General features: G+C 61.2%; 20 protein-coding genes. All 20 read right to left on the reverse strand.

Going from position 1 to position 25,984, the window contains the following annotated elements; translation table 11 throughout:
- The 20 genes from BWR18_RS21885 to BWR18_RS10140 all read right to left on the reverse strand — a co-directional run bounded on the left by BWR18_RS21885 (nt 1) and on the right by BWR18_RS10140 (nt 25,687).
- On the reverse strand, nt 1–1,662 hold the full coding sequence (locus BWR18_RS21885) for a hypothetical protein (RefSeq protein ID WP_076627908.1): 1,662 nt from the start codon (nt 1,660–1,662) through the stop codon (nt 1–3).
- A 6-nt stretch (nt 1,663–1,668) separates the two neighbouring features.
- Nucleotides 1,669–4,032: a hypothetical protein gene (locus tag BWR18_RS10050; protein WP_157598696.1), complete on the reverse strand. Its 2,364-nt coding sequence runs from the start codon at nt 4,030–4,032 to the stop codon at nt 1,669–1,671.
- A 3-nt stretch (nt 4,033–4,035) separates the two neighbouring features.
- Nucleotides 4,036–5,844, reverse strand: coding sequence for a hypothetical protein (locus tag BWR18_RS10055; RefSeq protein WP_157598697.1), 1,809 nt, complete (start codon nt 5,842–5,844; stop codon nt 4,036–4,038).
- Complete coding sequence (locus BWR18_RS22265) at nt 5,841–8,759, reverse strand: helix-hairpin-helix domain-containing protein (protein ID WP_172839372.1); 2,919 nt, start codon at nt 8,757–8,759, stop codon at nt 5,841–5,843. The genes BWR18_RS10055 and BWR18_RS22265 overlap by 4 nt, the downstream gene beginning before the upstream one ends.
- A gap of 27 nt (nt 8,760–8,786) precedes the next feature.
- Nucleotides 8,787–10,868, reverse strand: coding sequence for a hypothetical protein (locus BWR18_RS10065; protein ID WP_076627916.1), 2,082 nt, complete (start codon nt 10,866–10,868; stop codon nt 8,787–8,789).
- An 89-nt stretch (nt 10,869–10,957) separates the two neighbouring features.
- Complete coding sequence (locus BWR18_RS10070) at nt 10,958–12,952, reverse strand: putative baseplate assembly protein (RefSeq protein ID WP_076627919.1); 1,995 nt, start codon at nt 12,950–12,952, stop codon at nt 10,958–10,960.
- 4 nt (nt 12,953–12,956) lie between these two features.
- On the reverse strand, nt 12,957–13,358 hold the full coding sequence (locus tag BWR18_RS10075) for a GPW/gp25 family protein (protein ID WP_076627921.1): 402 nt from the start codon (nt 13,356–13,358) through the stop codon (nt 12,957–12,959).
- Entirely contained in the window at nt 13,358–14,146 is a 789-nt protein-coding gene (locus BWR18_RS10080) for a hypothetical protein (RefSeq protein ID WP_076627923.1), read from the reverse strand. The genes BWR18_RS10075 and BWR18_RS10080 overlap by 1 nt, the downstream gene beginning before the upstream one ends.
- Nucleotides 14,146–14,649: a phage baseplate assembly protein V gene (locus tag BWR18_RS10085; protein ID WP_076627925.1), complete on the reverse strand. Its 504-nt coding sequence runs from the start codon at nt 14,647–14,649 to the stop codon at nt 14,146–14,148. Before BWR18_RS10085 ends, BWR18_RS10080 begins: the two co-directional genes overlap by 1 nt.
- On the reverse strand, nt 14,649–15,944 hold the full coding sequence (locus BWR18_RS10090; protein ID WP_076627927.1) for a phage late control D family protein: 1,296 nt from the start codon (nt 15,942–15,944) through the stop codon (nt 14,649–14,651). The genes BWR18_RS10085 and BWR18_RS10090 overlap by 1 nt, the downstream gene beginning before the upstream one ends.
- A gap of 16 nt (nt 15,945–15,960) precedes the next feature.
- Nucleotides 15,961–16,674 carry a CIS tube protein gene (locus tag BWR18_RS10095; RefSeq protein ID WP_076627929.1) on the reverse strand — a complete coding sequence of 238 codons (714 nt, stop codon included), beginning with the start codon at nt 16,672–16,674 and terminating at the stop codon, nt 15,961–15,963.
- 24 nt (nt 16,675–16,698) lie between these two features.
- Nucleotides 16,699–16,893, reverse strand: a complete 195-nt coding sequence (locus BWR18_RS10100; protein WP_157598699.1) for a hypothetical protein — start codon at nt 16,891–16,893, stop codon at nt 16,699–16,701.
- Nucleotides 16,894–16,916: 23 nt separating this feature from the next.
- Complete coding sequence (locus BWR18_RS10105; protein ID WP_076627933.1) at nt 16,917–17,468, reverse strand: phage tail protein; 552 nt, start codon at nt 17,466–17,468, stop codon at nt 16,917–16,919.
- Nucleotides 17,468–19,462, reverse strand: coding sequence for a phage tail sheath family protein (locus tag BWR18_RS10110; RefSeq protein ID WP_076627935.1), 1,995 nt, complete (start codon nt 19,460–19,462; stop codon nt 17,468–17,470). Before BWR18_RS10110 ends, BWR18_RS10105 begins: the two co-directional genes overlap by 1 nt.
- Entirely contained in the window at nt 19,459–19,914 is a 456-nt protein-coding gene (locus BWR18_RS10115; protein WP_076627937.1) for a phage tail protein, read from the reverse strand. The genes BWR18_RS10110 and BWR18_RS10115 overlap by 4 nt, the downstream gene beginning before the upstream one ends.
- Before the next feature lie 31 nt (nt 19,915–19,945).
- Nucleotides 19,946–23,335 carry a phage tail sheath C-terminal domain-containing protein gene (locus tag BWR18_RS10120; RefSeq protein WP_076627939.1) on the reverse strand — a complete coding sequence of 1,130 codons (3,390 nt, stop codon included), beginning with the start codon at nt 23,333–23,335 and terminating at the stop codon, nt 19,946–19,948.
- Between the two features lie 90 nt (nt 23,336–23,425).
- Entirely contained in the window at nt 23,426–23,884 is a 459-nt protein-coding gene (locus BWR18_RS10125) for a hypothetical protein (RefSeq protein WP_076627941.1), read from the reverse strand.
- Nucleotides 23,881–24,624: a hypothetical protein gene (locus tag BWR18_RS10130; RefSeq protein ID WP_076627943.1), complete on the reverse strand. Its 744-nt coding sequence runs from the start codon at nt 24,622–24,624 to the stop codon at nt 23,881–23,883. The genes BWR18_RS10125 and BWR18_RS10130 overlap by 4 nt, the downstream gene beginning before the upstream one ends.
- Entirely contained in the window at nt 24,624–25,253 is a 630-nt protein-coding gene (locus BWR18_RS10135) for a DUF4255 domain-containing protein (RefSeq protein WP_076627945.1), read from the reverse strand. The genes BWR18_RS10130 and BWR18_RS10135 overlap by 1 nt, the downstream gene beginning before the upstream one ends.
- Nucleotides 25,250–25,687 carry a hypothetical protein gene (locus BWR18_RS10140; RefSeq protein ID WP_157598701.1) on the reverse strand — a complete coding sequence of 146 codons (438 nt, stop codon included), beginning with the start codon at nt 25,685–25,687 and terminating at the stop codon, nt 25,250–25,252. Before BWR18_RS10140 ends, BWR18_RS10135 begins: the two co-directional genes overlap by 4 nt.
- Nucleotides 25,688–25,984 lie beyond the last annotated feature (297 nt).

The following is a 25,984-nucleotide window of genomic DNA, read 5'->3' on the forward strand; positions in this document are numbered from 1 at the left end:
TCACTCCCCTTGCGCCAGTTGCACAAATTTGCCCGGCACCACTTCGTAGCGCTGCCGCGCCAGACCGGTGAGGTTGAGCATGATACCGAGGGGCGCATGATCGAGGGTGACATTCACCGCGCTTTCCCCGTCCACAAGCACGCTGGCCCCCATGGGCAGAATGTTCTGTCGTAGAAAGCCGACGGTTGCATCCGCGAAGCCGGGCAAGCGGTATGCGAGCCGCTTGCATACGATCTGGGCGAGCCAGGGGATCTGCGGAGTATCGATGGTGAGCGCGAGTGTTTCTGCGTCGGCTGCGGTGGTTGCACTCTCTGCGTCATTTTGGTTGGCAGAGGTTTCAGGTGGGTGATCCGTTACCTCCATCCAATAACCGTGGTTGCCACAGGTCAGGTACCAAAGGGGGGCGGCTTTTCTCCAACGCACTTTTTTAGCGCCTTCGGCAAGGAACCAGGGGTGCAAGATTTGCGCCAATCGGTCCGCGCTGATCTCGGGCACCGTGTCCTGCGCGGCTGGATCCGCCTCGAACAGAACCGCAAGCGTGGGGTCATGGTGCAAGTGTGACAGTTCGGCCCCCAATATGCGGGCGAGGACGGCCTCTTGCGCGGCACAGATCACGCGTAGATCCGTATCGGGAAACAAACGGTTCCAAGGCAGCGCACGGATCTGCGGCCACAGCAGGAATGCGCCGCCAAACGGGGTTGCCCGCTCCTGCAAAGAGGTGTCTTTGACTTCTGCCTCCGCCATGCCTGCTGCCTTCGCCACAGCAGCCGAGATGGCACGCGTCTCTGTCGGGTCTAGCGTTCGGGACCGGTCAGCGCTTGCCCAACCAGTGTCCGGCAAGATCTCTGTGAAAGACTGCGACTTCGCTTGACTTGCGCCCTTGGCGACGTGATCCAGGACCAAGGCGGCCAGCGCACGGACCCGCATTGGGCCAAGGGTCAGCATCGGTGCAACCGCATCTGGTCTTGTGGCCAGCAGGGCCAGCACGAAATGATCGTGGCTTTGCCGCGCAGAGAATGGCAGGTATTGCACCTGCGAGACGGCGGCCCGCGCCAAGCTGTGCAAAGCACGGGGAACCGGATGCGTTGGGGGGGGTGCAAGAAAGGCGTCCAGCACGCATTGCGCATCCTGGCTGCGCAATGCCTCTAGGCAGCGGTTCAGGTCGGAGGGTCGTAAAGCATTGCAGGCCGCCAGCCCCTGCGGGATGTCCCGCAGCAAAGCCGTGCGGATTGCCACCGAATGATCAAGCGGTTTCAACCCGTCAAAGTCGAACCAAAGGCCGGAGTGCCAGGCGCGCCCCTGCACCAGATCCGCGAGAAAGGCGGCGAGCCGGGTTGGTTCATCGTCAAAACGCAAGACATCCGGGCGGGCGATGGCACGCAGCACTTCCACCGCAAGACGCTGCCCCCAAACCCGTGCGATGGTATCCCGATTTATGCTTGTGTCGATCTCCAGAGTGACCTCCAGCCTTTGAAGATGGATGATGCTTTCCGACCCGCGCCAGTCTCCCGGCATGGCCTGATCCAGAGCTTGCTGCGTTGCTGCGCTCAGCGCGGTCTTCGCAGTCCGCTCCAGACTGCCCCGGACCTGGTCCGGCTGGGCTTGGGCGCTGGTGCTGCAATCGAGCCGCAGCCGCTGAATGGTCAGCAGGTCCTCTGCCACGCTGACCTACCTTTCGCCCAGCGCGATGAACATGAACCGCGTGTCAGTTTCCCCAAGGGGCGCCCCGTTCTCATCGACCGTGTCATAGCAACGCAAGGTGACTTGCGTGGCACTGACATTTTGCACCGAAATCAGATTGTCTATGTCGCTAATTGTGGTTGCAGTGACGAAAGGCGCGGCAGCAAACGCTGGGTTGAAGGTGATCCGATACACCCCGGTTTCCACCTGCACTGCGGAAAACCCCTGCCCGCGCGCCACGGTGCCACCGGGGCTGATCTCTCCCCCCAGCATGCGCATGTTAGGCGTCGTGCCAACGGCAAAGAACTCACCCGTATCGCCCAGCTTGACGTTGCCACGCACATCCAGCGCCTCTGTCGGGGCATCAGTCCCAATTCCCACTTCTCGTCCATTAACGTCGATGGACAGGGCTGGCGTGCCAGCTCCGGTCTGGAAAACGAAACGGTCGCCCACGTCCCTGTATTGAAGTCCCCACTCAGGCGACGCCGGGCTGTGGGCCAGCACCATGCGATCTACATTGTTAATATTGGCCTCGAACATAAAGACCAGGGGGTCAGAACCGGGTTTGAACCCGATGGTCCCGTCGATGGTAACATCGGTATAGGGGTCCTCTGTTCGCAACCCTATTTGGCCGTCTCCGATGATGCCAAAGTTGTTGTCGCCCCCGGTCAGATGACCGATCCAGGTCGTGTGATTGGGGTTAAACTCATCCCCGCCATTGCCGGTTTGCTGAAATTGCATCCGAGGTGGATCATTCTGGTCCGAGATCACGACCAAGGGCGCGCTCTGTTCACCGTATTCGATCCAGAACCGGCCCGCGTCGCCCTCATCCCCACCATCGCCAACCCGCATCCACATGCGGTCACCGAGGCCAGAACTGGCTCCAACCGGCACATCCGACACCTCCAGCTTGGCCCGAGGGGCAGTATTGGCAATACCCACGCGGCCTGACGCGTCAAGGTAAAGGGCGCCAGGCTCCTCCCCCAGCTTGTTGAAACTAAGGCTCTCGCCATCCAGCCACAGCGCCATCTCCCACTGCCCGGCACCGCCAACGTCTTCGATCCGGAACACATGCCAGATCGGTTCATCAGTGGTGCTGTCCGTTTCCGGATCAAAGACAGGTGTGGTGCCTTCGAGCCCACGCACGGTAAAAGGCGCGACCAGGTCGCTGTCGGGCACCTGTGCCGTACCTACACCAACCTTGCCGTCATCCTGAACGACAAAATGCGCCTGCCCCGTCACCGTCTGATCGCAGATGGTAGTTCCCGACACGGACGCGGGCCCAATGGTAAAGCGGTTGTGCCCATCGGTTGCTGGCCCGAGAAGGACGCGCAGATCATCCCCGTTCTTGGGGTTGGCGGCCCGTTCCAGCAACAGCGGGTCAATCGGTTCAATGGCGACGCCCCCGGCGAGATTGGAGACGTAGTCGCGCCCGCGTTCGTCGCGAAACTCGACCTGCTTGCCAAAGACGCGCAGGTCGCCAGTGAGGCGGGTGTCGCCCTCAAGCCAGATCAACTCCCGCGCGGAAAGTACATCGTCACAGATCGTATAGTCGCTGGGTACTTCGGTGCGGGCCGTGCAGGCTTCGCTGATGTTCGCATCGAAAGGTGTCGCCCGATCCCGCAACCGGATCAGCCCATTGGCCGCAAAAATATCTTGGGCGATCGTCCCGAATTGACGGCGAAAGATGCGGCCAGCCACCAGGAGATCATCCGCAGGCTGGCGAAAACTATTGGTGACCGCGTCCCAGGACACCATGCCGAGCGGCACCAGCCAGATGCTGTCTTCGTCATCAATCGGAAATTCTTGAAACGGCACGCTGCCGTCGCAGTGCAGCGGGGCATCAGGGTCGGTCGCATTGGCTGCCTCGCGGGCATCGCCGACGATGGCCCCGGCGATCGAGACACCGCTTTGCCGATCAACAACATTGGGGCGCTGACCAACCTCGATGGCAAAGCTTTCTTCGATCCGCTCAAAAGCATCTTCGGCGTCACAGGTGTTAAAGCCCGGCCGGGCACCCCGAATTGGGGTCTGGTCATATCGGATCCAGACCTGCACCGGACCGGTGTTGATCCCTTGCAGCTTGTCAGTTGGCACTTCGGTTGGCGTCGTCACCACGATGAGGCGACCATATCCGTCAATGGCGACACCCGGTGTGACCGAGACCTGAAACTCGCCCGGCCCAATCTCACTGGCCACCAGTTGCAGGCCCGCCGCGACGCCCCAGGAATGGGAACTCAGCGCATGACGCGCCTCTGCCGTACGGAAGTAGTCAACGATGGCGCCAAGGTCAGCAGCCCCAAGGTATTGTCCCTCAAAAAAGCTCGGTTGCACAGATGAAACAGAGACCATGGCTTAGTCCCCCCTCTCGGCGATGGCCTGCTTGAGCAGAGCGATGTCGATCTTTTGCCGCTCGACCTCGGCGGCCAGCGCTGCGACGTCTTCCCCCTTCTGCTTGGTCTGATAGCGCTGCTCAAACGTGTCGGATCCGTCGGGTGCGGCAACCTGATCGGCAATCCCAAAGAAGCTGGCGATGACCGGTTTGCCGACCAGTTCCATAGTGATCAACTCGGGCAGGTTCGCCTGCTCCAATTTGCCCAGGGGCCGTCCCGCATCGGGAAAACGGAAGCGAGGGCTGGCCTTGTTCAGAATACGGCTAAGCCCGGCTGGTTCGTTGAAGTTCAACGCAATCTCGCGGGCGAAGCCAGACAGGTTCTGCCCATTGGAGACAAGGCCCATGGCCGGTGCGATGTTGGCGAACCCCTCATTCAGCCCCGTAGACAGGCGTTGGAATGAAACATCCGGGACGTTTGGCTGTTCGACCAGATCGATTTCTTCCTCCGTGGCGGTGTTGTTGGAAGTTGTACGCCCGACGGTGTCGTCAAAGGCGTCATCGAATATGCCGATGAAGCTGCCACAGCAGACAGTGTCCAAAGCCTCGCGCAGCAGGCCCCAAATCGACAAGCTGCCGAGCCAATAGGTGACCGCGGTCCAGCTCACGAGTATCTTACGTTCCGTGGTCCAGTTGCAGACGGACAAGATCCGGCAGTCTTGAGCCGTCACTCGCACAGTGGCAAGGGGAATGCGATCTTCACAGGCTGGTGCCGGGGCTGGCGGCAAAAGGGCGAGGCAGAAGCACTGCCTGATCGCATCAAGCCAGATTGCAAGCAGGGTCAGGAACGACTGGATCCAGGCATTGGCGTAGCCATCGGCATTCGCTGCATCGGGACAACGCAGTTGCGCAAGAATATCCAGCACCTCGCAAGACGTGTGTGGATAGCGCATAAAATAGTTGGTCAGGTTCTTCTGCAACCGGCAGCAAAAAGCGGTCAACTGCTGGCGCTGTGCAAAGGTCAGTTGCGTGGTTTGGCCCAGATCCACCATGGTCGGCACGGCGTCCAACAGCAGGTCAAAGCAGCATTCCAGCTGCTTCATCAGGTCGGAATCATCATCAAACAACCCCACCCGGCGGTCATCATTGGGGCTGTCAGGTTCCTCCTCCGGCTTGCGGTAAACGCAGAACCGAAATCCCTCGCAAATCACTGTGGGTTCGCACGTGTCGGGCGCGGTACGTGGCTTGGGCGTCGGTGTGTGCAGCGGCGTCTCGCAGCAGGCCTCGCATTCGCAGCTTCCGCCACAAACGCAGGTCGATCCGCCCGCGCCACAGGACGAACAGGTGCCGCTCCGCAGAGGCAGCACCCCGCGCGTCGGCTTTTCGTCATACTTGATCGCGAGAACCCATTCTTCTTCAAGATCCTCGCAAGTGGATCCGGGCATCCGGCGGGGCGGGTCACAGTCATGCGACCTACGCTCTGCCATCTTGCATTTTCGGATCAGATCACAAATCGGCACGCTGGTATCGTCGCAGACGATGATTTCGTCACCGCACGGGCTGATCGCATGCCCCACCGTGACTTTCACCGCCCCGCAGGGATCGCATAACACCTTGAGCCCGCCAACTACTCCGGTACCGTGCACCGATAGGTTATGGGTACGAAAGCGCGCCCGAATGTAGTGGTCGAGGCGGTTTAGGTCCTCCTCGGTCAAAAGCTGTCCGGCGAAAAAACGCGGGCGGCAAAGGCATTCCAACCCGCCGCAGGTCGGGCAGCGGCAATCGGATGTGCCGGACCCGCAGGCCGATATGGTGCGAGAAACAACGGTCATGACGTGCCTCCTTGGCGGAACGTGATAAGGGGCGAAAGCTGGTTGATGAGCGCAGCGCTTACCCCGGGGACCGCGGCGAGTTCGGCCAAGCCATCAAACGGGCGCGCCTCGATGATGCGGTTGGCGGTGCTTGGTCCGACCCCCGGCAGGTTGGTCAGTTCATCAACGGACGCGGTGTTCACGTTGACGGGCAGGTTGCTATTGTCCTGAAGCGCCAAAGGTTCGGCCCTGGGTGGCTGATTGAAGTAAAACGCGCTTTCAAAGACGCTGCCCGCCCGGCCATTCCCGCTTAGGCGATCTGGCAGAAAGGGCGCTACGTGTTCGGCGTCGATGGGCAGCCGCTCCACATCAATCAAGGCGTTCCCGTCAAAGCGGATTTCGAACTGATAAGCGGGCACGCCTGCATTAGGTACGGGCACAGAACCGCCGTTCAGCCACTGCCGATAGAACAGCGCCTGTAGCCCGGGAGTGGTGATGTTGACCGTGGGCAGGATCACGAGCCCGTTTTCCAAGGCACCGCTGGCAACTGAATCCTCGTCCATGGGGATCAGCCGATCCACCCGTTCGATGAGGCAGGTACCTGCCTCTGAATTATCGGGCGACAGCCTAAGCTCTGCCGGCATGGCGATGGCGGGCACGTCCGCGACCAGCCCATAGTCCGGCGCGTCCACGGGTGACAGTGAATCCGCCAAAAGCCGGACACGTACCTGAACCAGCCGCAGCGCGTAACGCAGGATCTGCTCTGACTGTCCAGACTCTCGGATCGCTCGGGGTATTGATGCGAAATAGTGGCTTTGCCGGGTAAAGGCGATGGCAAAGCCGGGCACCTGCACGGGTTCATTGTTGCCGTTAAAATCGATGGCGATGCGTGGAAAGCTTTCCACATCGTAAAGGCCGAGATGATCCCAACTGATACCGCAGATGCGCGTAACCTCTTGCATTTCACCTGGCGGCCCTGCAGGGCCTTGGGGGCCAGCAGGCCCTTGAATGCCTTGCGGCCCTGGTGGCCCGACCTCTCCCTGAAGGCCTTGCGCGCCAGGCTCTCCCGGCTCGCCCTGCTCGCCCTGTTCCCCGGCGGGTCCGGCTGGGCCAGTGGGTCCAGGTGGCCCTTGCTCTCCCTCGCCCCCTGCCCCGCCGCCATGGCAACAGTTTTCCAGCACGCAACGCAAAGCCTCGGCAATCGCCTGTGTCGACGGCAGACGCAGGCGCCCAAGTCTATTGTCGATTTGAACCGTACCGTCGGCAGGATCCGTAACAGGGTCAGGCATATCCAGGATGCGATCCCCGGGCCGGTAGCCGCGGATCGTCGCCAAGACCAGGCAATCGCTCCCTTCGCAATCGGGGCAACTGTCGGCATCCAGTAATCCGGCGCAATCGGTCTCCGTGATCTCAAGCACGGCAATTCCGCCGACACCCGCGTCATCATCCGGGCCACGATAGCTGACCCACAGCCGGGTGCCCGTCTCGGACAGGGCAAGCGCAGTGGCTCGGTCCCCCACAGGCACAGGCAGGCCGGGTGTAACAGCATCGCCCTGTCGCATCCGGTTGATGTTGACGCTCTGCACAAAGCTGTCATCGCCGTCGCGCACCAGGACATAGGCCCAAAGACCGCCGCCGGTGACGACGATATCTGCCGGGGCGTGGTCCAGCGCGACGGTTGCCGCTATCACGCCACCCGCGGCTGGATCAAGAAGGTGCATCTCACCCGCGGCGCGGTCCGCAATCGCCAAAAGGTCGGGACCCGTGCTTGTCACCAGCGCAAGCGCATCGGCGGCCCCGTTGGCCATGGTAATCGTATCCACGGTCGGCCCGGCAGAGTTCAGATCAACCATGTGCAATCTGGGCGTACCCACCTCGGCCGTGACGAGCGTGTGACCATCACCAAGGATCAAAGGTTGGGCAAAGTCCTGCCCTGCAGCCAGGTCGCCCAAATCATCAGGTGCGCCGGTAACCGTGGCGTCCCACAAGCGCATTCCGCCCCCGCTTTCAAGCAAGGCCAGCAAACGGCCATCCGGTAGATCCGTCAGGTAGACACCTGCGCCCTGGCTTCCTGCGACAGGCTCGCTGCGATCCGGACCGGCGCCCAGGCCGGCACCCGCCAAGTCGAAGACCAAAAGCGTGGCATCCCCCGCAGCCACACCGCCTGCATTGGCAGCGACGACATATAGCGCGTCGCCAGAAGCACTTGGCAACAACGCCAAGCCTTCGCGCCCCAGTGAGAAGACCGCTTCGATGGAAAGGGTCGCAGTGTCGACCTGATAGATCGCACTGGTGGGACCCTCGGTCATCGCGAACAGACGACCAGAGGCATCATGCAGGGCGATGGCGCGCGGGGCGTCGATGCCCACGGTCGCCACCCAGTCGAGGCCCGGTGACATAAGCGGCGTGTCGACGATCTCCGGGTTTACCGTGAGGTCAATACAGTAGCTTTCCAGAATGCGGTTTGGGGCGCAACGGCTGTCGTCACAACCACATTCATCATATATAACAGGCACTTCTTCGGTCGGGCATTCGGTGTAGCTGATGCACAGCTGCAAATCCCAGGTGCGATCAGCCGGGGTATCTGGATCCTCAAACTCCTGTAGGAGTTCCTGCATGGCCGGGAAGGCTTGCAGGTCGATCACCTCTTCGGTGACAACTAGAATATCCTGGCCACAGCAATCTACGGCGCTGCCCGGCTCCAGGATCACATAGCGATCCTCGCAAGGTGGTTCGTGGGCGCGGATGTTTAAGCCGCAGACGATACCGGTGCCGTGCAGGCGCTGGTGATGAATACGCAATTTTTCCCGGAAATATGTCTGCTCATCGGTGAAATCACGCTCCACCATGAGCTTACCGGTGAAATAGTTGTTCCGTGTATACGCCTCTGCCTCGCAAGCGACACAGGTACAGTCCCGATCATGAACGCCCATCATAGAGCTCCTTTCTTCGGTTGCGCATCGCTACAGCACGCCCGATCCGATCCGCCCGCGTTTGCCAACGCGTGGCGGTGTGGACCGTCCGTCCGCGGATGGCAGCACGGTGGCCCGGCCAAGCCGGTCCTTTCCAAGTTCAATCTGTTGCGGGTAGCAGCCGATTACGGCGTCAAAGCCGATCATTGCCTGCACGCCGATGCGAAAGCGCGGCGCGACCCATTCAATCTGTGGCAGGCTGTGTGCCGGACTTTCCGCCCGCACCAGCCGTTCAATCATCCGCCGCTGGCCCGGCAGCCGCCCAATCCAAGCGGGCAGAAACACCGAGAAGCGATGCGCATAGACATGAAACGGGTCCCTGTTAGGATCGGGCACCGTATTCAACTGGGTCACTCCCAGTTGCGCCCCGTTTTCCAGCCCGGAGACATTGCCCGACAGGCGGCTGCGATTCACGATCCGCTCTCCCCAAAGCTTGGCATCATTGCCCAGCCGCCCGATTCCGACGAACAACCAGCGGCGCAACGAAAAGTGTTCCAGGATCAGTTCCGGTGGCGCCCAAGGATGCGGCATTTTGGTGGTGCAAGGCCCGCAGCGGGGCACGTGCGTAGGGCACCCTTGCTGATCGAGCCCGAGGTAGAGGTAAAGTGTCTCGCGCAACCCCCTCTTCGTGCCGCGTAGCGGGAACAACTTGCCGATCGACTTCAGGATATGGCGTCGCCTTGCAAGTGGCAGTTGCCGGTCCAGCGTCACACCGACCCAACCGGCCAGCCATGACAGAAAGTCGCGCCGGCCCGGTTCGGCGGGCGCTGAAAGCGGGTCGTAAAAATCCGCACCACCGTCTATGTTTTTTTCAATGCTGCGCAGCCCCCGGTCGAAATTGGCCAGGAACCTGTCAGTGAAATCTGCGGCAAGCGGTTCTTCCCCAAATACCGCGGGCAGATAGCGGCGCAGTGAAATGCGCGGGAAATCAATCTCGACCGCCCGCACTTCGGGCGTGACCTCTCCATCGCCGGAGAGATCGAGACGCAGCCAAAGAAAGCGCCCCGGCTCGGACCGGATCAGCGCGTCCCACTCCCCTTTTGCAACGGATCCCGCCATGGCAGGTGGCGTGGCGGCCCACGCGTCGGGCGGAAGCGCAGCAATGTCCGCCTGAGATTTCGCCACCTCGGCGGTATATGTCAAAACCCGCACCGATGTGCCCGGTGGCGTGACGAGCGTCAAAAGCACGCGGTCCCAATGGCAACGGTAAAGCCGGCTGTCCAATGGGTCCGACAGATATTGTCCGGTTCTTTCAAAGACGGCCCCGAAGTTACCCGCGCTTGCAGACAACTTCGCTCCGGTCAAATCAAACAGCCCTTCGGCCCCGTGACACCAACCGGTGAGGTTCAGAACACCAATAGGTGCGGGACCCGCGGCCCGCGCGGCAAATGCATCCCGAACCAGATCCGGACGCGCAACTGTGGTTGTAAGTGTCCCAGTACCCCATTCAATGACCCTGACCCCGTCCACGCCATCGGTTGTGACATAAAGCGCGCCGCGCCGGTCAAAGGTAACGCCGCGCACGGCACCAAGCCCCTCCTTCACGCCGACCCATTGCCCTTGCGGGCTAATGAAATGCACAGCCCCATTGGCCGGATCAGCGACGGCGATCCGCCCCTTCATGGCGGCGATGTCCACCGGCTGCCAAGGGTTCGAAGCGATCTCTACCGGTGGGGTCCAATGGGCGCGCAGGGCATAACCGAACTGACTGAAGACCGAGACGCGGCGATGCCCGGCATCCGCCACCAGCAGCATTTCCCCGCAAGTGGCCATTGCGTCTGGCGCCGAAAACTGGCGTGCACCCTCGCCCAAACCGCCGGTATGCGGGATGGTGTTGAACCGGCAGGTGCAACCGTCAAAGCGTTTGATCACGCCAGATGCAACATCGAGCAGCAACAACCCACCATCCGCAGCCCGCGCGACATTTCGAGGCAAGACCAGACCGCCGAAACTGCCGTCGCTCGCGTCAAAGCCGGGCGCGGCGTCGGGGTGCAAGGCCAGACGCAAGACCGCGCCATCGGCGCGCTCATCGTTACGCGGAACGCCGATGAGCGCGTGAACGAGGCTTTGCACTCGCCACCCGGCTCGGTGGTCCAGCCGCAACCGCCGCGGATCATGGGGCGGTGCGGGGACCGCGGGTAAGAACTTTGCGTGGCTGGCCATCATCGCCCTGCCTCCGCCGCGTCATCGTCATAGCGCACATCAATCTGGTGCGCGCCGCTGACCAGCAAGACCCCGGGGGGCACAGGCACGTCTTGACAGGCGCCAAAATCATCCTTGTCCAGACGCAGTTCCAGACTGTGGATGCGCTTAACCCCGACAGTGAGCAAACGGCGATAGAGCAGCGAATAGTAGATGTCGCCGCCAAAGGGCCAGCCACCGCCACTCTGCGCCGGGTCGTCTTCGGGCAAGGTGGGATCGCTGCCTTCCCCGCCCTTGCGCGCATCAAAATACAGGGCGAGGCTGTCGAGAGCTTGTTCCTTGACCTCGGCGAGATCAGCATTGTCTTCGACGATAATCTCCGCAGTGACGGTCACCTCTTGGTAAACCGGACCGGTAACGTAAAGCTCCGTCGTCAGCAGGCGCCGTTCGTTCAGGATCGCGCATACGGCGTTCAAGGTGCCCTCGGTTGGCATCGGAGCGGGCTCATCCACATCGGGAACGATCACGATTGTCACGACGCCAGGTACGTCAATGCCGGGATAGTCCGGGTGAAAAAGCGGCAAGGCGCGCGCCCGGATCACATTCGCCGCACGTAGGGAGAGCTGCTCAAAGTCATCCGCCGCCACCGCGCGTTCGCGGCTTTTGAGCGTGGAGGGCGCACGCTCCATCGCTGCTTGCAAGGTTTCTTCGTCCGTGCCGCCGGCCGCCGCGAAAAGATTGCCAATCCCATCCTCGTCCAGCCCCTCAATCGCGCTTTGAAGCGCATTGATCTGGCCGGGCGCCACATTGCCGCGCGCACCGCCGCCCACCTGATAGCTGAGCGCGCGAATGTTGCGGGGCGTGCGGGGGTTTCCGACCGGTATGCGGCCGCTCCGACCATTGCCAAAGCGGACTTCGCCAGTTGCGCGGTTCAGCACATAATGCGGGTCATTCGGGCCAGAACCTGCGAAATCGGGGACCTCTTGCCAGTCTACATACTCGCGCCCCTCATTTACCTGGATGACTTGCGAATTCGGCAGAACCGGCGCATCAGCGAGGGAAAAGACCTGGTTGGTTTCACCATTGCTCCCGCCAAGGCTTTCAAACTCCAGCGTTTCAGCTTGCGTGACGCGGCCCGTATTGGTGCGGATGGCGCGCAGATGCGGGGTCTTTTGATAATCGTTGCGAACGACCTTGGCGCGCAGCCAGTGCATTGGCGTCGCGACCCGGCCAAGGGCCTGCGGCTGCGACAGTCCTTGTGCCGGCCCCTTCAGCGAGACCTGGCCGGTGCGGGTCAGCGCCTGAGTGTCGTCTTTCAACAGCGTTACCGCACGCCACTCGCGGCCATCCCAGATTTCCCAGTTCAGGCGGCTGCGCTCAAACGCGCCGGAGCCGCCACAGCGTAGGACGGGCACACCGCTTTCGGCGTTATCAGCCCACACCGTCAGATCAAAACTTTGATCGGGAAGCTGTTCGGAAAAGCCAATATAGAACGCAGTGTCAGGGCCAAAGGCGGTGCCGAAAGGGGAAAAACCAGTAGTGCCATCAGCGGCGTTCGCTTCGCTCAGATCACGAAAGACGAAGCCATCAAAGCTTTGCACGGCCTCAAGCTGCGCCCGAATGACGACAAGGGCGCGGTCCAATTCAAACAGGATCGGGCCGTCGGCGTCGGGTTCCTCTGTCGCAAGTTGAGTCAATGCCGGGACGATGGTGGTCGGTTGGCCAAAGCCGGGATCGACTGGAAATGTCACCAGCGACGTGGACGGGCGGGCCGGATCCAGCTCTATCCCCACAAGCTCTAAAAACTTCAGGTAGTTAAGCAGTGGCACCTGCCCCATGCGAAAGATTTGCATCTCAGACAGCCAGGCGAACAGTTCCACCATGGCCATGCCAGGATCACTTTCGTTGAGATCGGTCCACTCATCGGTGTAGCGCGGCACACGGGCGCGGACTTCTTCTACGATGTCGGCATAGGTGCGATCATCGATGACCGGAAGGTTGTCACTCAAGGGCATCGCGTCAGCCTCCTTCCTCGATGAAATACGGGTAGACGAGGTTGCCGAAGACGTTGTTGTTGATGATCCGGTAATCCACACGGATCAGCAGCAGGTTCGGCGTCTCGCCAGAGGGTTCGGCAGAGACATTCAACACATCAATGCGCGGTTCATAGGTGACAAGCGCCTGACGGATGCTGTCGATAATGATGGTGATTGTCGCGGGATTGGCCGGCTCAAACACCCGATCATGTATGCCACAGCCAAAGTCAGGCAGCATGACCCGCTCACCCCTTGCAGTCGACAGGATCAGATAGATGGACTCTTCAATCCGCTGCTCATGACGTGCAGTCGCAATGGCGCCCGAGGGCGTGACTTGCAGCGGAAACTTCCATCCCGTGCCCAGATATCCACGTGGTTCAGGCATCAGTCGCAGCCCCCCAATGCGTCGGCGATCAGGTTCAGGGCGGCGGAAAACTCTTCCAGCGACGCGATGGTGCTTTCCATCGCCTCCAGACTTTCGGGTGGCCCGATACTGGGAATTTCGATGCTGGCGCCATCGCCGAACTGCTCGATCAGCGGAGCCAACAATTCCAGAATGACCACAATGGGTTCAAAGGCGGTCATTGCGGATTCCGCGGCGCATTGCGCGTTTTCCTGGGCGCATTCGAGCGCGGCTGTCAGCTGCGCGTTGCCGTCAGCCCTTTCCAGCTGGATCGACAGGCCGTTCATCAGTTCAAAGATGCGGCGCAGCTGGTCGATCATGCAATTCAGAAGACTGATCACGAGGCAGATCACATCCTTGATGAACAAGGGCGGTCCAAGCCCGCCAATCGCGGCGACGCATTCAAGGACCGGTTCGGTCGCTTTGACGAAATCGGCAATGGCCTTGGCCGGCGGAAACGGAAGACCCTTGATCACGTCAATCAGCGGACCAATCAGCCCCAGCACGGCGAAGATACATTTCAACTGACCGACCAGCGGCCCCAACTGCAACAAGAGCGAGAAGTTGACCGCGCAATTGTCGGGGATCTGCTTGGTCACATCGGTCACAGCCGAAAGGCTGCCACCCAAAGGCAAGGTGATCGAGCCTGTCGCGGGCTTGGGCAGCGAGATATCCGCGCAAATCGGCTGCGCCAAAAGGGCTGCAATCTCGTCCGGCAGTTCGATGGGGACGTTAAAGCCGCTGTCTTCCGAGAAACTTGCATCCACCATCAGATCACGCGCCCCATCGGATTGACGACCCGGCCGCCGATCGTGATCGAGGCGGCGTTGATGTTCAGGTGCCCGCGGCTGACGATACTCATTACGCCATTGGTCATTGTGATCGCATTGCCATGGGCGTCAGACAGGATCACGGCGCCCTTGTTGCCCGCATTGCTTTCGGAATCGATCAGTTGCAGCGCGTGTCCCTCGCGCGAAAAAAGGCCGCGCACATCCGGGCTCGTCGTGGGGGGCGCGTGCTGGGGATTCCACAAAAAGCCGACGATAAAGCCGTGGCTGAAATCGCCATGCTGAAAGGCGACCAAAGCTTCGTCATCGACCTCGGGCATCATGAACAGGCCCCGCCCTGCCCCCGCCATGGGCGAACTCACATGCAACCAACGGGGCGTGTCATCCCCTAGCCAGGGAAACACCACCTGAATCCGGCCCTCTTGGTTTGGGTCCTGGTTATCGGTCACGCGCCCGATCACAACGCCTTGGGTTGCTTCGCGCATCAGACGGCCCCCTCGATGTTCTCACGACGGGCCTCGAACTTGGTGATGTAGCCATTGTCGTTGATGGTGTGGGTCGTCTTGGTGACGAAGTAGCGGCCCGACAGACGACTTCCGACGCCCGCGATCTGGATCGACAGCCCGGCGCGCAGCCGAGGAAGACCGATGGTAGTGCCCTGTGCCTTGACCATCTGCTTGTGCTGATCCAGCAGGATCGAACGGGCCATGTTCTTGGCCTCTCGCGCAGTAAAGACAGGGCGTTCGACGACCAACTCCTCACGCGGGTCACAATTTCTGATCATGTCATGCAGGTCGGGGTTCAACCGTCGCAGGGTCCGGTCGCTGAAATCAATGGTCTCGCTGATCTCACGCTGACGCCGCCGGTTCCAACCCTTAACGGTGACCGAGCGAAACTGATTGGCGGAGGTGATGCGCGGGGTAAAGTCGATCAGTGACTTGCCCCATTCGAGCTCATAGACAAGCGGGTCCTGACGTTCCTCGTTGCTTTGTGCGCCACCACAATTGGCGACACCACCGGAGGGGCCGAAATATAGGTGCCGAGGCTGGTCACCCACCGCCTCTCGGATCGCGACGACATAGCCTTCCTCACGCGCGAGCTTCCAAAGGAAATCCACATCGAACTCGTTCTTCTGGGTGATCAGCGGGATCGCCTCTTCCTGCGACTTCGCACGGTTGTTGAGGCAAATCTCGATCTCGAACCGCGTATTGTCATTACCCCGGCGTCGGCGTTCACCCACCAGTTCGGCGACCTCGCTGCGCTTCTTGCCGCGCCAGTGGTCACTGTATTTCTTGCGGCGCAACTGGTGCAGGGCGTTGATGCCGCGCACCTCCAGTGTCGATGCTCCGCTGGCCGGAAAGCGCGGCGCCATCGTCGTAAAATTGCCGGTCATCATCAGTTCCAGATTGCCGACATAGCCCATCGACAGCTGCACATCGCGGGCACATGGCTCAAACAGTTTATAGCGGGTGACCGCCTCACTTCCTTCCAAGTCCTGGGTGGTCTCAGAACCAATGTACTTGAATCGCCGCTGCTGATGGTCGGCGCGTTCGCTGACCGGCAGGGCGTGATGGATGTCATCGACATTGCTGACCACTATAGAAAAGGTGTCGAGCTGATCGACGTCGTCGGTATAGGTCACCTCTTGCACATCCCTCAGGACGTTCTGGGGCAGACCGGCATTGGCGATCTTCAGCTCAAAGGCCGGGACATAGAACGACCGGCGCGCGGCTGATACGTCGGCGACCCGCGTCAGTTCTGGCGTCTGCGTGCCGGTCATGTGCTGTCACCCCCCATCATGTGATCGCTGGAACTGAGATGGTGCGTCCAACAGGCACGCGGCGCGGATCTTCGATACCGTTGTCCAACGCAACTTCGCGCCAGTCGCGGGGCTGGCCGTAGTAGTCGTTGGCAACGCTCGACAGGGTGTCGCCCGTCTCCAGGACATGACCATGGGTCCGGTCTGGCGAGCTGAGGCCCAATTCACGCAACTGCGTTTCCAGCGGCCGGAACTCCAGCATCGTGACCGAAAGCGTCGCGCGCAGCGGGATGCCTTCGCTGCTGAACAAGGTAAATCGCTGGCGTATATTCTTGATTACCCCGCGAAAGCTGTTGCGGTTCAGGTTTCCGCCATTGCCGCCCCGGGTCTGAGGGGCGGAAAGGTCACTGCCGGGAAATTTGTCGTTCCAGCAAAAGGTGACGACTGCGGGCGCGTGGCTCGTGCCATCGACCCTGATCAGGCGAAAGATCTTGTCCGTTTCGCTGGTGACAGAATTTGCCCCGGGGCCCATCCCCTTGTCGGTGGTGTCAAAGAACAGATCAAAGCTCAGCTGTTCCGCCTCGTTGCGCACGAACTGCTGCAAGGGGGCATCAAGACCAGGCAGGTTGACCGCGCCATATTGGGCCGACTTTTCAAAGGTCAGCTCCGCCGGGTTATACTGCACCGGATAGGGTTCGGTGCGGCCATTGCCCCAGTCGGCGAATATGGTGGCTTGGGTGACGTTTTGCATGATCTGCTTCGCGACCCCGGCGGCCTAGCGGCCCGGGCGCACACGCTCCTGATAGTTTTGCAAGGATCGTTCTTCTTCCTGGTCGGCGCCGCGCTGGTCCTGGGCCGCGATGGCCTCCATCACGGCTGTCACAACGGTGTTCAGGGCCTGCGGCGACAGGGCGGCCTCGCTGTTGGTTGCCTTGATGCGGCTGACCACTTCTTCGATGATGACCTGCATGGGCGGTTCCTTTTCGTTGGACGTCAAAAGAGACTGGCGATGCCATCGGCAGCGCTGCGAATGGCGCGGGTCAACCCGCTTGCGCCGCTCATCAGCTCAAGCCCCTCATGTTCAATTTCGATGCTTTCAAAGGCGACGGAGTTGTCTGTCGCGTTCAGACGGGGCCCGGTGTATTTGACAGGCAGTCCGCGTTTGAATTTCCAGACTGTGTGCGTCTCGCGCTTGGCATCCAGTAGAGTGATCAGGCCATCGCGGCGTTTGACCTTACCCTCGGCAAATCCGGCGATCCACTTCATCAGCGCCTGGTCTTTGACCAACCCTTTCTTCAAGACCAGTTTGCCGTAGGACACCCGCGTCGGGAATTTCAGAACCCGGTCGTTGACGCCGCCCGGCTTGAACTCTTCCACCTCCAGCATCACGTCGAGCCCGCTGCATTCGTTGAAGCCGCCCTCGATATTGTCGGTCAGAGTATTGAGAACGAGCGTCGTGACCCCAGCGGCGGGGGAGGATGACTCCATTAAGCTGATGGCAAAGTTGAAGCCATTCACAGGGTCGTCTCTGTCGCCGATCGCCATCACATCGCTCCTGTTACAAGGCGGGTTTCGGCGACGGAGAGTTCATTGCCCTGTCGACCCACGCGCATGACGATGAATTCCAGCGGATAGGACGGGGCGATCCCGATCTCGGCGATCAATCGACCATTGTCGCGGTCCGCCTGCGTGTTGTTATCGGCGTCGCATTTGACGAAAAAGGACTCTTCCACCGTCGCCCCGGCAAAGGCGCCCCTGGCCCAAAGTGCTTCCAGAAAGTTCTGCAAAACTGAGGTGTAACGGGTGCGGGTGGCGTCGTTGTTGGGTTCAAAGACCACCCACTGTGACAGCAGATCGACGGCCCGTTTCATCAAGAGGATCAAGCGGCGAATGTTCACAAACCGCGCCGCACGGTCCGAGGACAAGGTGCGCGCGCCCATGATCCTCAGGCCCCGCGCGGCTTCTGAACGCAGGACATTGACCGACATATCATTCAGGATCTCTTGCTCACCGAAACTGGTGGGGACAAGCAGGTCCTGGATCCATCGCAATCGTGTATTCGCAGGCGCGCGGTGCACCCCGGTGCGCCGATCATGGAAAGCATACTTGCCCACCACATGGCCACTGGGTGGGACATTGCGCATTACATCGGTGCCACGAGGCTCAAACGTGCGCACCCAAGGGTAATAGAGGGCAGCGTAAGCGCTTTCAAAACGGGACCGCCAGGCCATGATTGCACTGATCCCCGCAGCGTCATCCTGACTGGCCCCAAATGGCGGGTCGAGCACGGCAAAACGGTCGCCCTTTGCCTCGCAATGGCTGATCAGGCGGGATTGCACCTGAAACACCTGATCATCGGTAAAGACCGGGGGTAATTCACTGACCGCGGCCCCGCTGTTGATCGGGCGCCGGGGCTCGGCCGGGGGCGGGCAGGTCAGACACGGGTTGCCGGGCGGTGTAGGTTCCGGCTCATAGACCGGGTCCGGATCAGGCTGGATGACAATATCGGGCACGGCAACAATGGAGATCTCGTCCACAAGCTCCAGCGTCCGCACCCCGCGCAGCTTGGACACGGCCGCCGCATCATCATCGCGGCTGGAAAACCCGGCGCCCGTGAAATCATCCGGGGTCAGCACCGCCAAACCATCGCGGCCCCCGGTCAAAGCCTGGCGCGTCTCTGCCCCCGTGGTCAACGGCTCTGGCGCCCGCCCGTCCGGGCCGCGTTGATCCGTGATGATAACGGGGGGTGCGACCTCCGCCGGTTGTCCTTCGCGGATCGCAGCCATGTAGTTGGGCTGGCGCAACACGACGGGCCCAAAGTCCGGGTTTTCAGGCACCTGGCTCAGCCCTGGAACATGCGCGATCAGGCGCCCCTGGCGATAGATGTCCAAAGCGTAGCTGACTCTGGTGAGGATCGCAGGCGATGCAGGATCCAGGATAACGCGCTGGAATGGGTAGGCAAAGCGGCGCGCCTCATCGAGCAGACTGACGCGGCGCCGTACCGGATCCACCACAGCCGCGACCATGTACTGCGCGGACTGGCCGGGCTGCGTGATCTCTAGATGGGCATAGCGGTCCAATCCAGCCACGCTTTCGGGCACCAGCACTCCATTGCCAGAGGCCGCTACATCCAGCGCGGTTTCCACGCGGCGCTCCCGGCGCAGACGCACAGCCAGCTCATCACCCCAAACGCCTGCGCTTGACGCCACAAGGTTCCAGCCCGCCCCTGGCGGCCCAATATCGAGGCCAGCGGGCAAGGCGCCGCGATCCGTGCGTTTCGAGGCCACCCGCACGATCCAACAACGTTCGCCGCCATTCTCAAAGAAGGCTTTGACGCTGTAGGCCAGATAGCCCGCGCCGGTGAAGCCACCGAACTGAGACTGAAATTGGCGAAAGGATTCCACCGCAACCGGCGTATCAAGCGGCCCTTGCCGAGTGATCCCGACAAAACAGGCGACATCGCTGCGCAGGGTGACCCCCTGCGCAGCCGCCCTGTCTGTGCGCTCGAAATAGGCGCCGGGTCGGCGGTGGACGGTCATGCGCCAGCGGCCTCCACCTCAACGGTGAGCTTCTCGATCACCAGTTCGATGCTTTCGATCGCAACGTCGTTGCCGGTGGCATTGAAGCTTGGGCCCATCAGGTTCAGGATCCAGGCACCCTCCGCCAGCCAGGACATGACCGGGCTGCGCGCCTCATCCAGCAGGGTGATCGTGACGTTGCGCCGGTCATCATTGCCCGCAGAAAGCGAGGCAAACCAGCGCCACATGAGGTCGTCGGTGGTATAGCCTCGCTTCAGCGTGATGTTGTCATAGCTGTCGCGACCGGTCAGCTTGCGGTCGTGGTTTTCGACATCATTGCCGTTGCGATAGGCCACCATCTCGCGCTTTACACCGAGGCCTGACACCTCGCTGAAGCCAGCAGCAGGCGTGCTGTCAACGGCGACAAGGAAATTGAACGCGCGAAGCGGATCTATGCGCTTGTCAGTGGTCATGTGGTCGCTCCTTTCTTATCCAAGGACAGGCTTATTGCGGCGCCGTCGCGGTTTTCTGGCTGATACGGACGATCACGAACTCTGCCGGTTTGACGGGTGCGATACCGACCAGCATGATCAGGCGCCCCTCATCAATGTCGGTCTGGGTCATCGTCGTTCGGTCACAGCGCACGAAGAACGCCTGCTCGGCCGACGTTCCCTCGAGCGCGCCATTGCGCCAGACCACCGTCAGAAAGCTGCGGACAGAACGGGTGACCTGTGCCCAAAGGGGCTCTGCATTCGGTTCAAACACGGCATATTGCAGACCGCGTTCAATGGACTCGGAGACAAAGATAAACAGGCGCCGCACGTTCACATATTTGAACTGACTGTCCGAGGTTATGCAGCGCGCACCCCAGACCCGTATGCCGCGATTGGTGCGGCGAAAATCCCGGATCACGTTGATATTGATCGGGAAGGGGTTGAGGATGTCGTGCTCTCGCTGGTTGAGTGTGCGCGACAGGCCCGTGATGCCGTTCACCGGCTCATTGGCCGGAGCCTTGTGCACGCCCCGGTCATTGTCGGTGCGGGCATAGACCCCCATGACATGGCCAGAGGGCGGCAGCGCGATCTGCTGAATGGCGGCCAGATTGCCAGGCAGTGGGTCCGGGATCGTCACCCACGAATGATACATCGCCGCATAGTTGGTATCGAACTGCTGACGCAGCAGTTGCACATCGACCAATGTGTCATTGGGCGGCGGAGGACCGTCCAGAATGGCAAAGCGGTAGCGGTCCCGCTCACAATGGTTGATGAGCGCCTGCTGCACCGCGAAGCTGGTCTGCCCCGGGACCGCGACAATCGAGATTGTCTGTTCGTTCTGCAGGGCGTGAATGCCGGTGCGCACGCGCGGTTCGTTGCTGTCGATGCCTTGATACATGGCCGGGCTCATCACCCCGGTGGCGTCCGTTCCGGTGGCGAGCGCAAGCATCGCCTCTTGGGTCAGCCCATTGACCAGCACGTCTTGCAAAGGTTCTGGCCCCAGGCGGGTGGTGTGGGTGACGGCAATATTGCCCGCCCCAACATCGCGTACACGGATGTAGTCCGACCCGCCTTCGGATCGCAGGTCCCAGGGCCGCAGCGGATTACCGTCGTCGTCATCTGCCGCACCAGGCACCCAAGTGGTGCCGATCACTGTATGGATATACATGCTGTGACGCGGATCCATCGAAACAAGAAAAGTCTCACTATCCTGCACCCGATTATTGCGGCTGGGCACGGCCGGGTCGGGTTCTTGCAGAAGGTTGACGATGATCTCAAACTCGCGCGAGCGCACCGAGAGCGGGGTCGCCGCACCGGTGACCGCAGGGTCCGGGACTGCGGCAAGTTCTACCTCGCCTGCGGCGCGGTCCACGCGGACCACCTTGCTCAGGTCGCCGACCATTGCCCCGGTGGCCGGGTCAAAGTATTCCAGCACCGTGCCGGGTTCGACGCCGGTGTAATTGCTGAGCTCAATCAGTGGGTTCAGCGCAGAAGACGAGGTCAGGTTTGCCTGCACAAGCGGCGTTTCCGCATCGCGCACCGCAACACGCAAGCGGTTGCCCCAGGCGCCCCGATCCAGCGCGACAACGCGGATCATCTCTTCTCTCCGGGCCAGATCAGCACCCAAGTCGTGGCTCAGCTCCAGAGCCGCATCAAGCGTCAGCTCGATCCCGGTCAAGGTGACGTCAACATTGCTAAGGCTATGGAAATACGTCGCACCGCCCGGACCGTTGACCATCACGATCTCAGGCGCGGTGTAAGTGCGGGCATCAGACGCATAGGCAACCCTGGCCCCAACCTCTGCATCGGCCAGGACAAAAGCGGGCTGACGGGTGGGGTCGATGACCGGCGGGCTCTGCCAAGAAACTTGTGTGCCGGCGGCGTGATCGCGCGCCAAGGGCGCCGACAGAATGACGCTCCCCGCATCTGGGGCAACGCCCCGGTTGCCCATTACAGCGGCGATCGTGGCAAACTCCGTGGTCGCGCCCGTGCCAATACGGATCACATCATCAGGCGCGAGACCCAGACGATTGTCGAGCGGCAAGACGACGGTACCTGCGTCGACATCGGCGGTCAGGGTTTTGGGTGCGGCCACAATCGGTTCTCCCCCGACGGGGTTCGCAGGCAGAGCATCTGTGCGTGTCGTGATCTGGTTGATGTCGGGATCAATCGCGTCGATCACGACTGCCGGATTGCCATCCACACTGATCTCCATACCCACGGCCAGCCCGGCGACCGTCGTCGCGGTAAACACACGCTGGGCGCCGCCCACGACATCGCGATCATCATTCAGCGTCACAAGATCAAAACGCGTGCCTGCGCCGTAATCGGCATATGCGGGCAGATTGAAGGTCATCTCACCCAGGGCGCCAATCCGGCGCACCTCGACATTGGGGGTACCGGGCTCCAGTACAACCAACTTTTCGCCCCCTGCAGTGGGGAAGCCCCCTGCGAGTGTGTCGAGATAGATCAAGCTCTCGCCCGCGCCCGCGGCGGTGCCAAGCACTTGGCTCAGGTTCGGGGCAATCAGTTCAATTGCGTTCGCATCAACGCCTGCGTCATGGTCCATCGCCAAAGCATCAGCGAGGGTCAGGCGGACAACACCGCTGCCCAGATCCTCGGCGGCAGTGGCAAAGCGGAACTCGCTGCGCAGCGGATTGCCGATCTCGATCAGGGCATCGCCGGGCAGGCTCAACAAGGTGCCTGCATCGGCCAAGGCACCCGGCGCGGTGACATCCACCGTCAGCGCGCCGGCATTTACCGCCTGATCCAGCGCAAAGGTCCCGGCGACATAGGCGTTGGTATCCACGGTATAGTCCACCTCGTCCACGGCCATCCCAGCCGCATGGGCCCGGGACAGCGGCGCGTTGAGCGCGACGTGGATTTCAGCTCCCAAAGCCGTGATCTCGCGGTATTCAGATCGGCTGCCATTGCCGACGCGGATGATGTCGTTCACTGCCAAGGCCGGGGCAGATTGTAGGCCGTAGACCAAAGGAGTGTTGATAGCTGTGCCGCTGTCTTGCGGTGCTGCGCGCAGCAAGAACGTCTCGGCCGGGGCGGGACCACCACGGTCAAACAACCCCCGCTCGGCCCGTGTCGCCGCTGGCGAGGCGACACGCACGACAAAGTTGCGCCGTCCGCGGTTCTCAAAGAAGGCCTTGACCGCATCAAAGGTATGGCCATGGGCGACACCGGTCGGATCAACGAAGTCCCGCAGGTTCAAACGGTCACCAAAGATCCGGCGGTAATCGCCGATCGAAGTGCAAAGAACCGGCACATTTTCAGGGCCGCGCTCGGTCACGCCGACCATGCCGCCGGTGCTGGTACTGACGCCCTCGATGGGCCGCACACCGCCGCTGACCTCTTCGACATAAACAGCGGGGGACAGATACTCAGGCATGGGATAACTCCTTGCTGAAAGGCGACGGGGTCTGTCGCCGCGAGATCGGGCCGGTGTCTGTTGCACCGGGGTGAGGGACGCGGCGCCAGATCATGGGCGCAGCAGAAAATCGACCTGTTGCCCCCCCAGATCGTAAGCCGGGGCGATGGTTTCGTTGAGCGGGTCAGAAAAATCGGCGCGATTTGCCGTAATTGTCAGGCGGGCAACTCGAGACAACGGCGGCAAGCGATAAGCGCCGCTGGCATCGGTCTGAGTGTCAAAGCGGCGCGCCACATGGTATTCGGGCACCCCATCGCCCGCGACTTCGACTATTGCCTCCGCGGGAAGGCCAGCGGGAAAGGCTGCAAGCGGCAAGGTTTCATCACCGATCAAACCGCTGCGCGACAGGCCAACCTGCGGTCCGGGTCCGGGGGACAGGTTGGCAGCCCGCGCCGCATCTCCTGCCCGGCGACCACGCTTCAGCGGATACGCGAGGGCGACCATCGCCGCCTCAGTCGGCGCGAGGCCCCCATCGATGGCAGTGATCTGGATCACTTCTGCGGCGTTCACATCCGCATCGGCAAGGCTAAGCAAATCGCCAACAGCCAACCCGACCTGATCACTAAGCCGCAATTCAGTTGCACCCGGCGCCACAGGGGCCAGCAGCCGCTTGGGCGCCCCAACCAACGTGATCCCCTGCGCGCGTACTGTTGTCGTCGCAAGCGGCCGGTCTCGATACAGACCGGGGATAGCGAGAGGATTTCAGGCGTTTCCACAACCGTTTCGGCCTCCACATCGGGACCGGGCTCGGTGCTCCATATACCGGTGACCTGAACATCAACGCCGACCAATGGTGTCCGGGTCTCGCCTACCTCGCTCATTACATGACCGGCGATGCGCACAGGGCTCCGGTGCAATGGAATGTCACCCAGATCGAGCGGTTCGAAATGATCCGGAAAGTCCACCGGATCACCGAGCCCTATGTTGAACGGACCCAAGTTGACCGATAAGGCGCGAGGCAGGAAACGCCGGGCGCTCACGTCAAAATCAATGGTCGCCGCATTGGCGACCAGATCGGTAAAGCGTCGCGCGGGATTTGCAACAAAACCGACGATGCCATCCCCCGCCATCCGTGCGCTGAGCCCTGTCAGCGCAGTATCAATAGAGACCCCGCCACGCACGCCTAGCCCCGTCAGTTCATCCACCAAGCGCGCCCGCAACACAGCGCGGGCGCGATGGGCGACCGGACCAGCCGGGATCGGGGCGATCGTGTAGGTCTGCTGACCGGAGGTGACGGTAAGTGTCGTCATCAGCCACTCACCTCCGTCACAAGGGCGGTATCGACGGCGACCTGATCAACGGGGGTGATCGCCGCGGGAACCTTGTCTGAGTCGATCAGAACAACGCTCACCTCATAAGAGATACAAAGCTGGAACGTCGCGCCGAGGGCATCCCACACACGCGTGATCTCTTCCAGCCCGAAGGGTTCCAACCGCAGGCTGACTGTCTGATTGCTGCCCTCCAGATCGCCAACGAGATCGGGGCCGCTCAAGCGGGGATGATCGTGGAAGGTTTGCAGAACCTTTCCAATGATGAACTGTTCCAGTCCCGGATCATTGCCTTGATCATCATCATCATTGACAACCGGCGTCATAAGATAGTGAAGGCGCAGCGGCAGCGGCTCTGGCTCCAGCCTGTCCAAGGCGTTGCGCGTTGGTGGGCGGTTCAAGAGGTCGGGATCGCGGGTGATGCGGTAAAGCCAGACTGACAGACCGCTTTGATCTCCACTCGCCATCTCTTCTGGTGTGCGAGAACTCACCACCATATTGCCACCTGCACCGCTGTCAAAAAACAGGCGGAGAGAGGGGTCTTCGGCCAAATGTGTTTGTAGGATCTGGCGGACGCTACGGGTGACAGAGTTTATCGCACGAAAAGTCATGGGACCCCCACGCCTGCCATGGTCAAAGCTCGAGACTGCCCCGGCAGTGCTCCCCAAACCTCAAGCCACCGGCTTACCGCCTCCCCCAACACTATCGGGGCAACGCGGCTTTCTGTTCCGAAAGCAATCTCTGCGATCCGGATAATCTGTGCGGTTTCCAAATGGAGGAGTTGAACATCAGCGCGGGCACCTTCATCGACAATTCGAATCGTAGCCAGCGCATCTTTGTCAGTGCATTGGTCAAAATACACACGGTTGTCCGCCGCATCGACGATCACAACCTTGGGGCCGCTCACCTCTGCCAAAGTCTGTGCAACCTTGTCCGAGTCGACGGCACGCACCGCGAACCCTTTTTGTTCAGAGAGACGGGCCACAAGCCCTTCAGCAAAGGCACGGCGCCGAAAATCTCCAATAATCACGGTCACGTCGCGCAATGTCGCACCTCCTCAGGTAACGTGAGCTTGGTCGAAGGGCGCGCGCTTAGCCTATGTGCCGGACGGGGCAAAACCGGTCTGTGCCAAAGGGGCTAGGGATATCAGGGCCACATTGCGTCGCCAGCCGGCGCGACCGGCAAAGTCCTGCCAAAGGGCACAGTGTGACCGGCGCAATTCTGTCGCAGCGGCCACAAATCTCCGCCGAAGGATATAGACCGTTTGGATCGCGACGGGCCCAAACGTGCTGAACTGGTGGATTTTCGCCACTCCTCAACGTTAATCCGCCGACTTGTGATA

The organism is Tateyamaria omphalii (assembly GCF_001969365.1).
In the GTDB taxonomy this organism is placed as follows: Bacteria; Pseudomonadota; Alphaproteobacteria; order Rhodobacterales; family Rhodobacteraceae; genus Tateyamaria; species Tateyamaria omphalii_A.

What these genes read in the sequence shown, in the direction of transcription:
- BWR18_RS10120 (WP_076627939.1), bottom strand. Translation starts at nt 23,335, where the DNA reads ATGCCTGAGTATCTGTCCCCCGCTGTTTATGTCGAAGAGGTCAGCGGC.
- BWR18_RS22265 (WP_172839372.1), bottom strand. Translation starts at nt 8,759, where the DNA reads ATGATGGGCGTTCATGATCGGGACTGTACCTGTGTCGCTTGCGAGGCA.
- BWR18_RS10130 (WP_076627943.1), bottom strand. Translation starts at nt 24,624, where the DNA reads ATGACGACACTTACCGTCACCTCCGGTCAGCAGACCTACACGATCGCC.
- BWR18_RS10075 (WP_076627921.1), bottom strand. Translation starts at nt 13,358, where the DNA reads ATGCCTGAACCACGTGGATATCTGGGCACGGGATGGAAGTTTCCGCTG.
- BWR18_RS10050 (WP_157598696.1), bottom strand. Translation starts at nt 4,032, where the DNA reads ATGGTCTCTGTTTCATCTGTGCAACCGAGCTTTTTTGAGGGACAATAC.
- BWR18_RS10080 (WP_076627923.1), bottom strand. Translation starts at nt 14,146, where the DNA reads ATGGTGGATGCAAGTTTCTCGGAAGACAGCGGCTTTAACGTCCCCATC.
- BWR18_RS10105 (WP_076627933.1), bottom strand. Translation starts at nt 17,468, where the DNA reads ATGGCGATCGGCGACAGAGACGACCCTGTGAATGGCTTCAACTTTGCC.
- BWR18_RS10085 (WP_076627925.1), bottom strand. Translation starts at nt 14,649, where the DNA reads ATGCGCGAAGCAACCCAAGGCGTTGTGATCGGGCGCGTGACCGATAAC.
- BWR18_RS10110 (WP_076627935.1), bottom strand. Translation starts at nt 19,462, where the DNA reads ATGACCGTCCACCGCCGACCCGGCGCCTATTTCGAGCGCACAGACAGG.
- BWR18_RS10135 (WP_076627945.1), bottom strand. Translation starts at nt 25,253, where the DNA reads ATGACTTTTCGTGCGATAAACTCTGTCACCCGTAGCGTCCGCCAGATC.
- BWR18_RS10115 (WP_076627937.1), bottom strand. Translation starts at nt 19,914, where the DNA reads ATGACCACTGACAAGCGCATAGATCCGCTTCGCGCGTTCAATTTCCTT.
- BWR18_RS10055 (WP_157598697.1), bottom strand. Translation starts at nt 5,844, where the DNA reads ATGACCGTTGTTTCTCGCACCATATCGGCCTGCGGGTCCGGCACATCC.
- BWR18_RS10095 (WP_076627929.1), bottom strand. Translation starts at nt 16,674, where the DNA reads ATGCAAAACGTCACCCAAGCCACCATATTCGCCGACTGGGGCAATGGC.
- BWR18_RS10100 (WP_157598699.1), bottom strand. Translation starts at nt 16,893, where the DNA reads ATGCAGGTCATCATCGAAGAAGTGGTCAGCCGCATCAAGGCAACCAAC.
- BWR18_RS10070 (WP_076627919.1), bottom strand. Translation starts at nt 12,952, where the DNA reads ATGCCCTTGAGTGACAACCTTCCGGTCATCGATGATCGCACCTATGCC.
- BWR18_RS10090 (WP_076627927.1), bottom strand. Translation starts at nt 15,944, where the DNA reads ATGACCGGCACGCAGACGCCAGAACTGACGCGGGTCGCCGACGTATCA.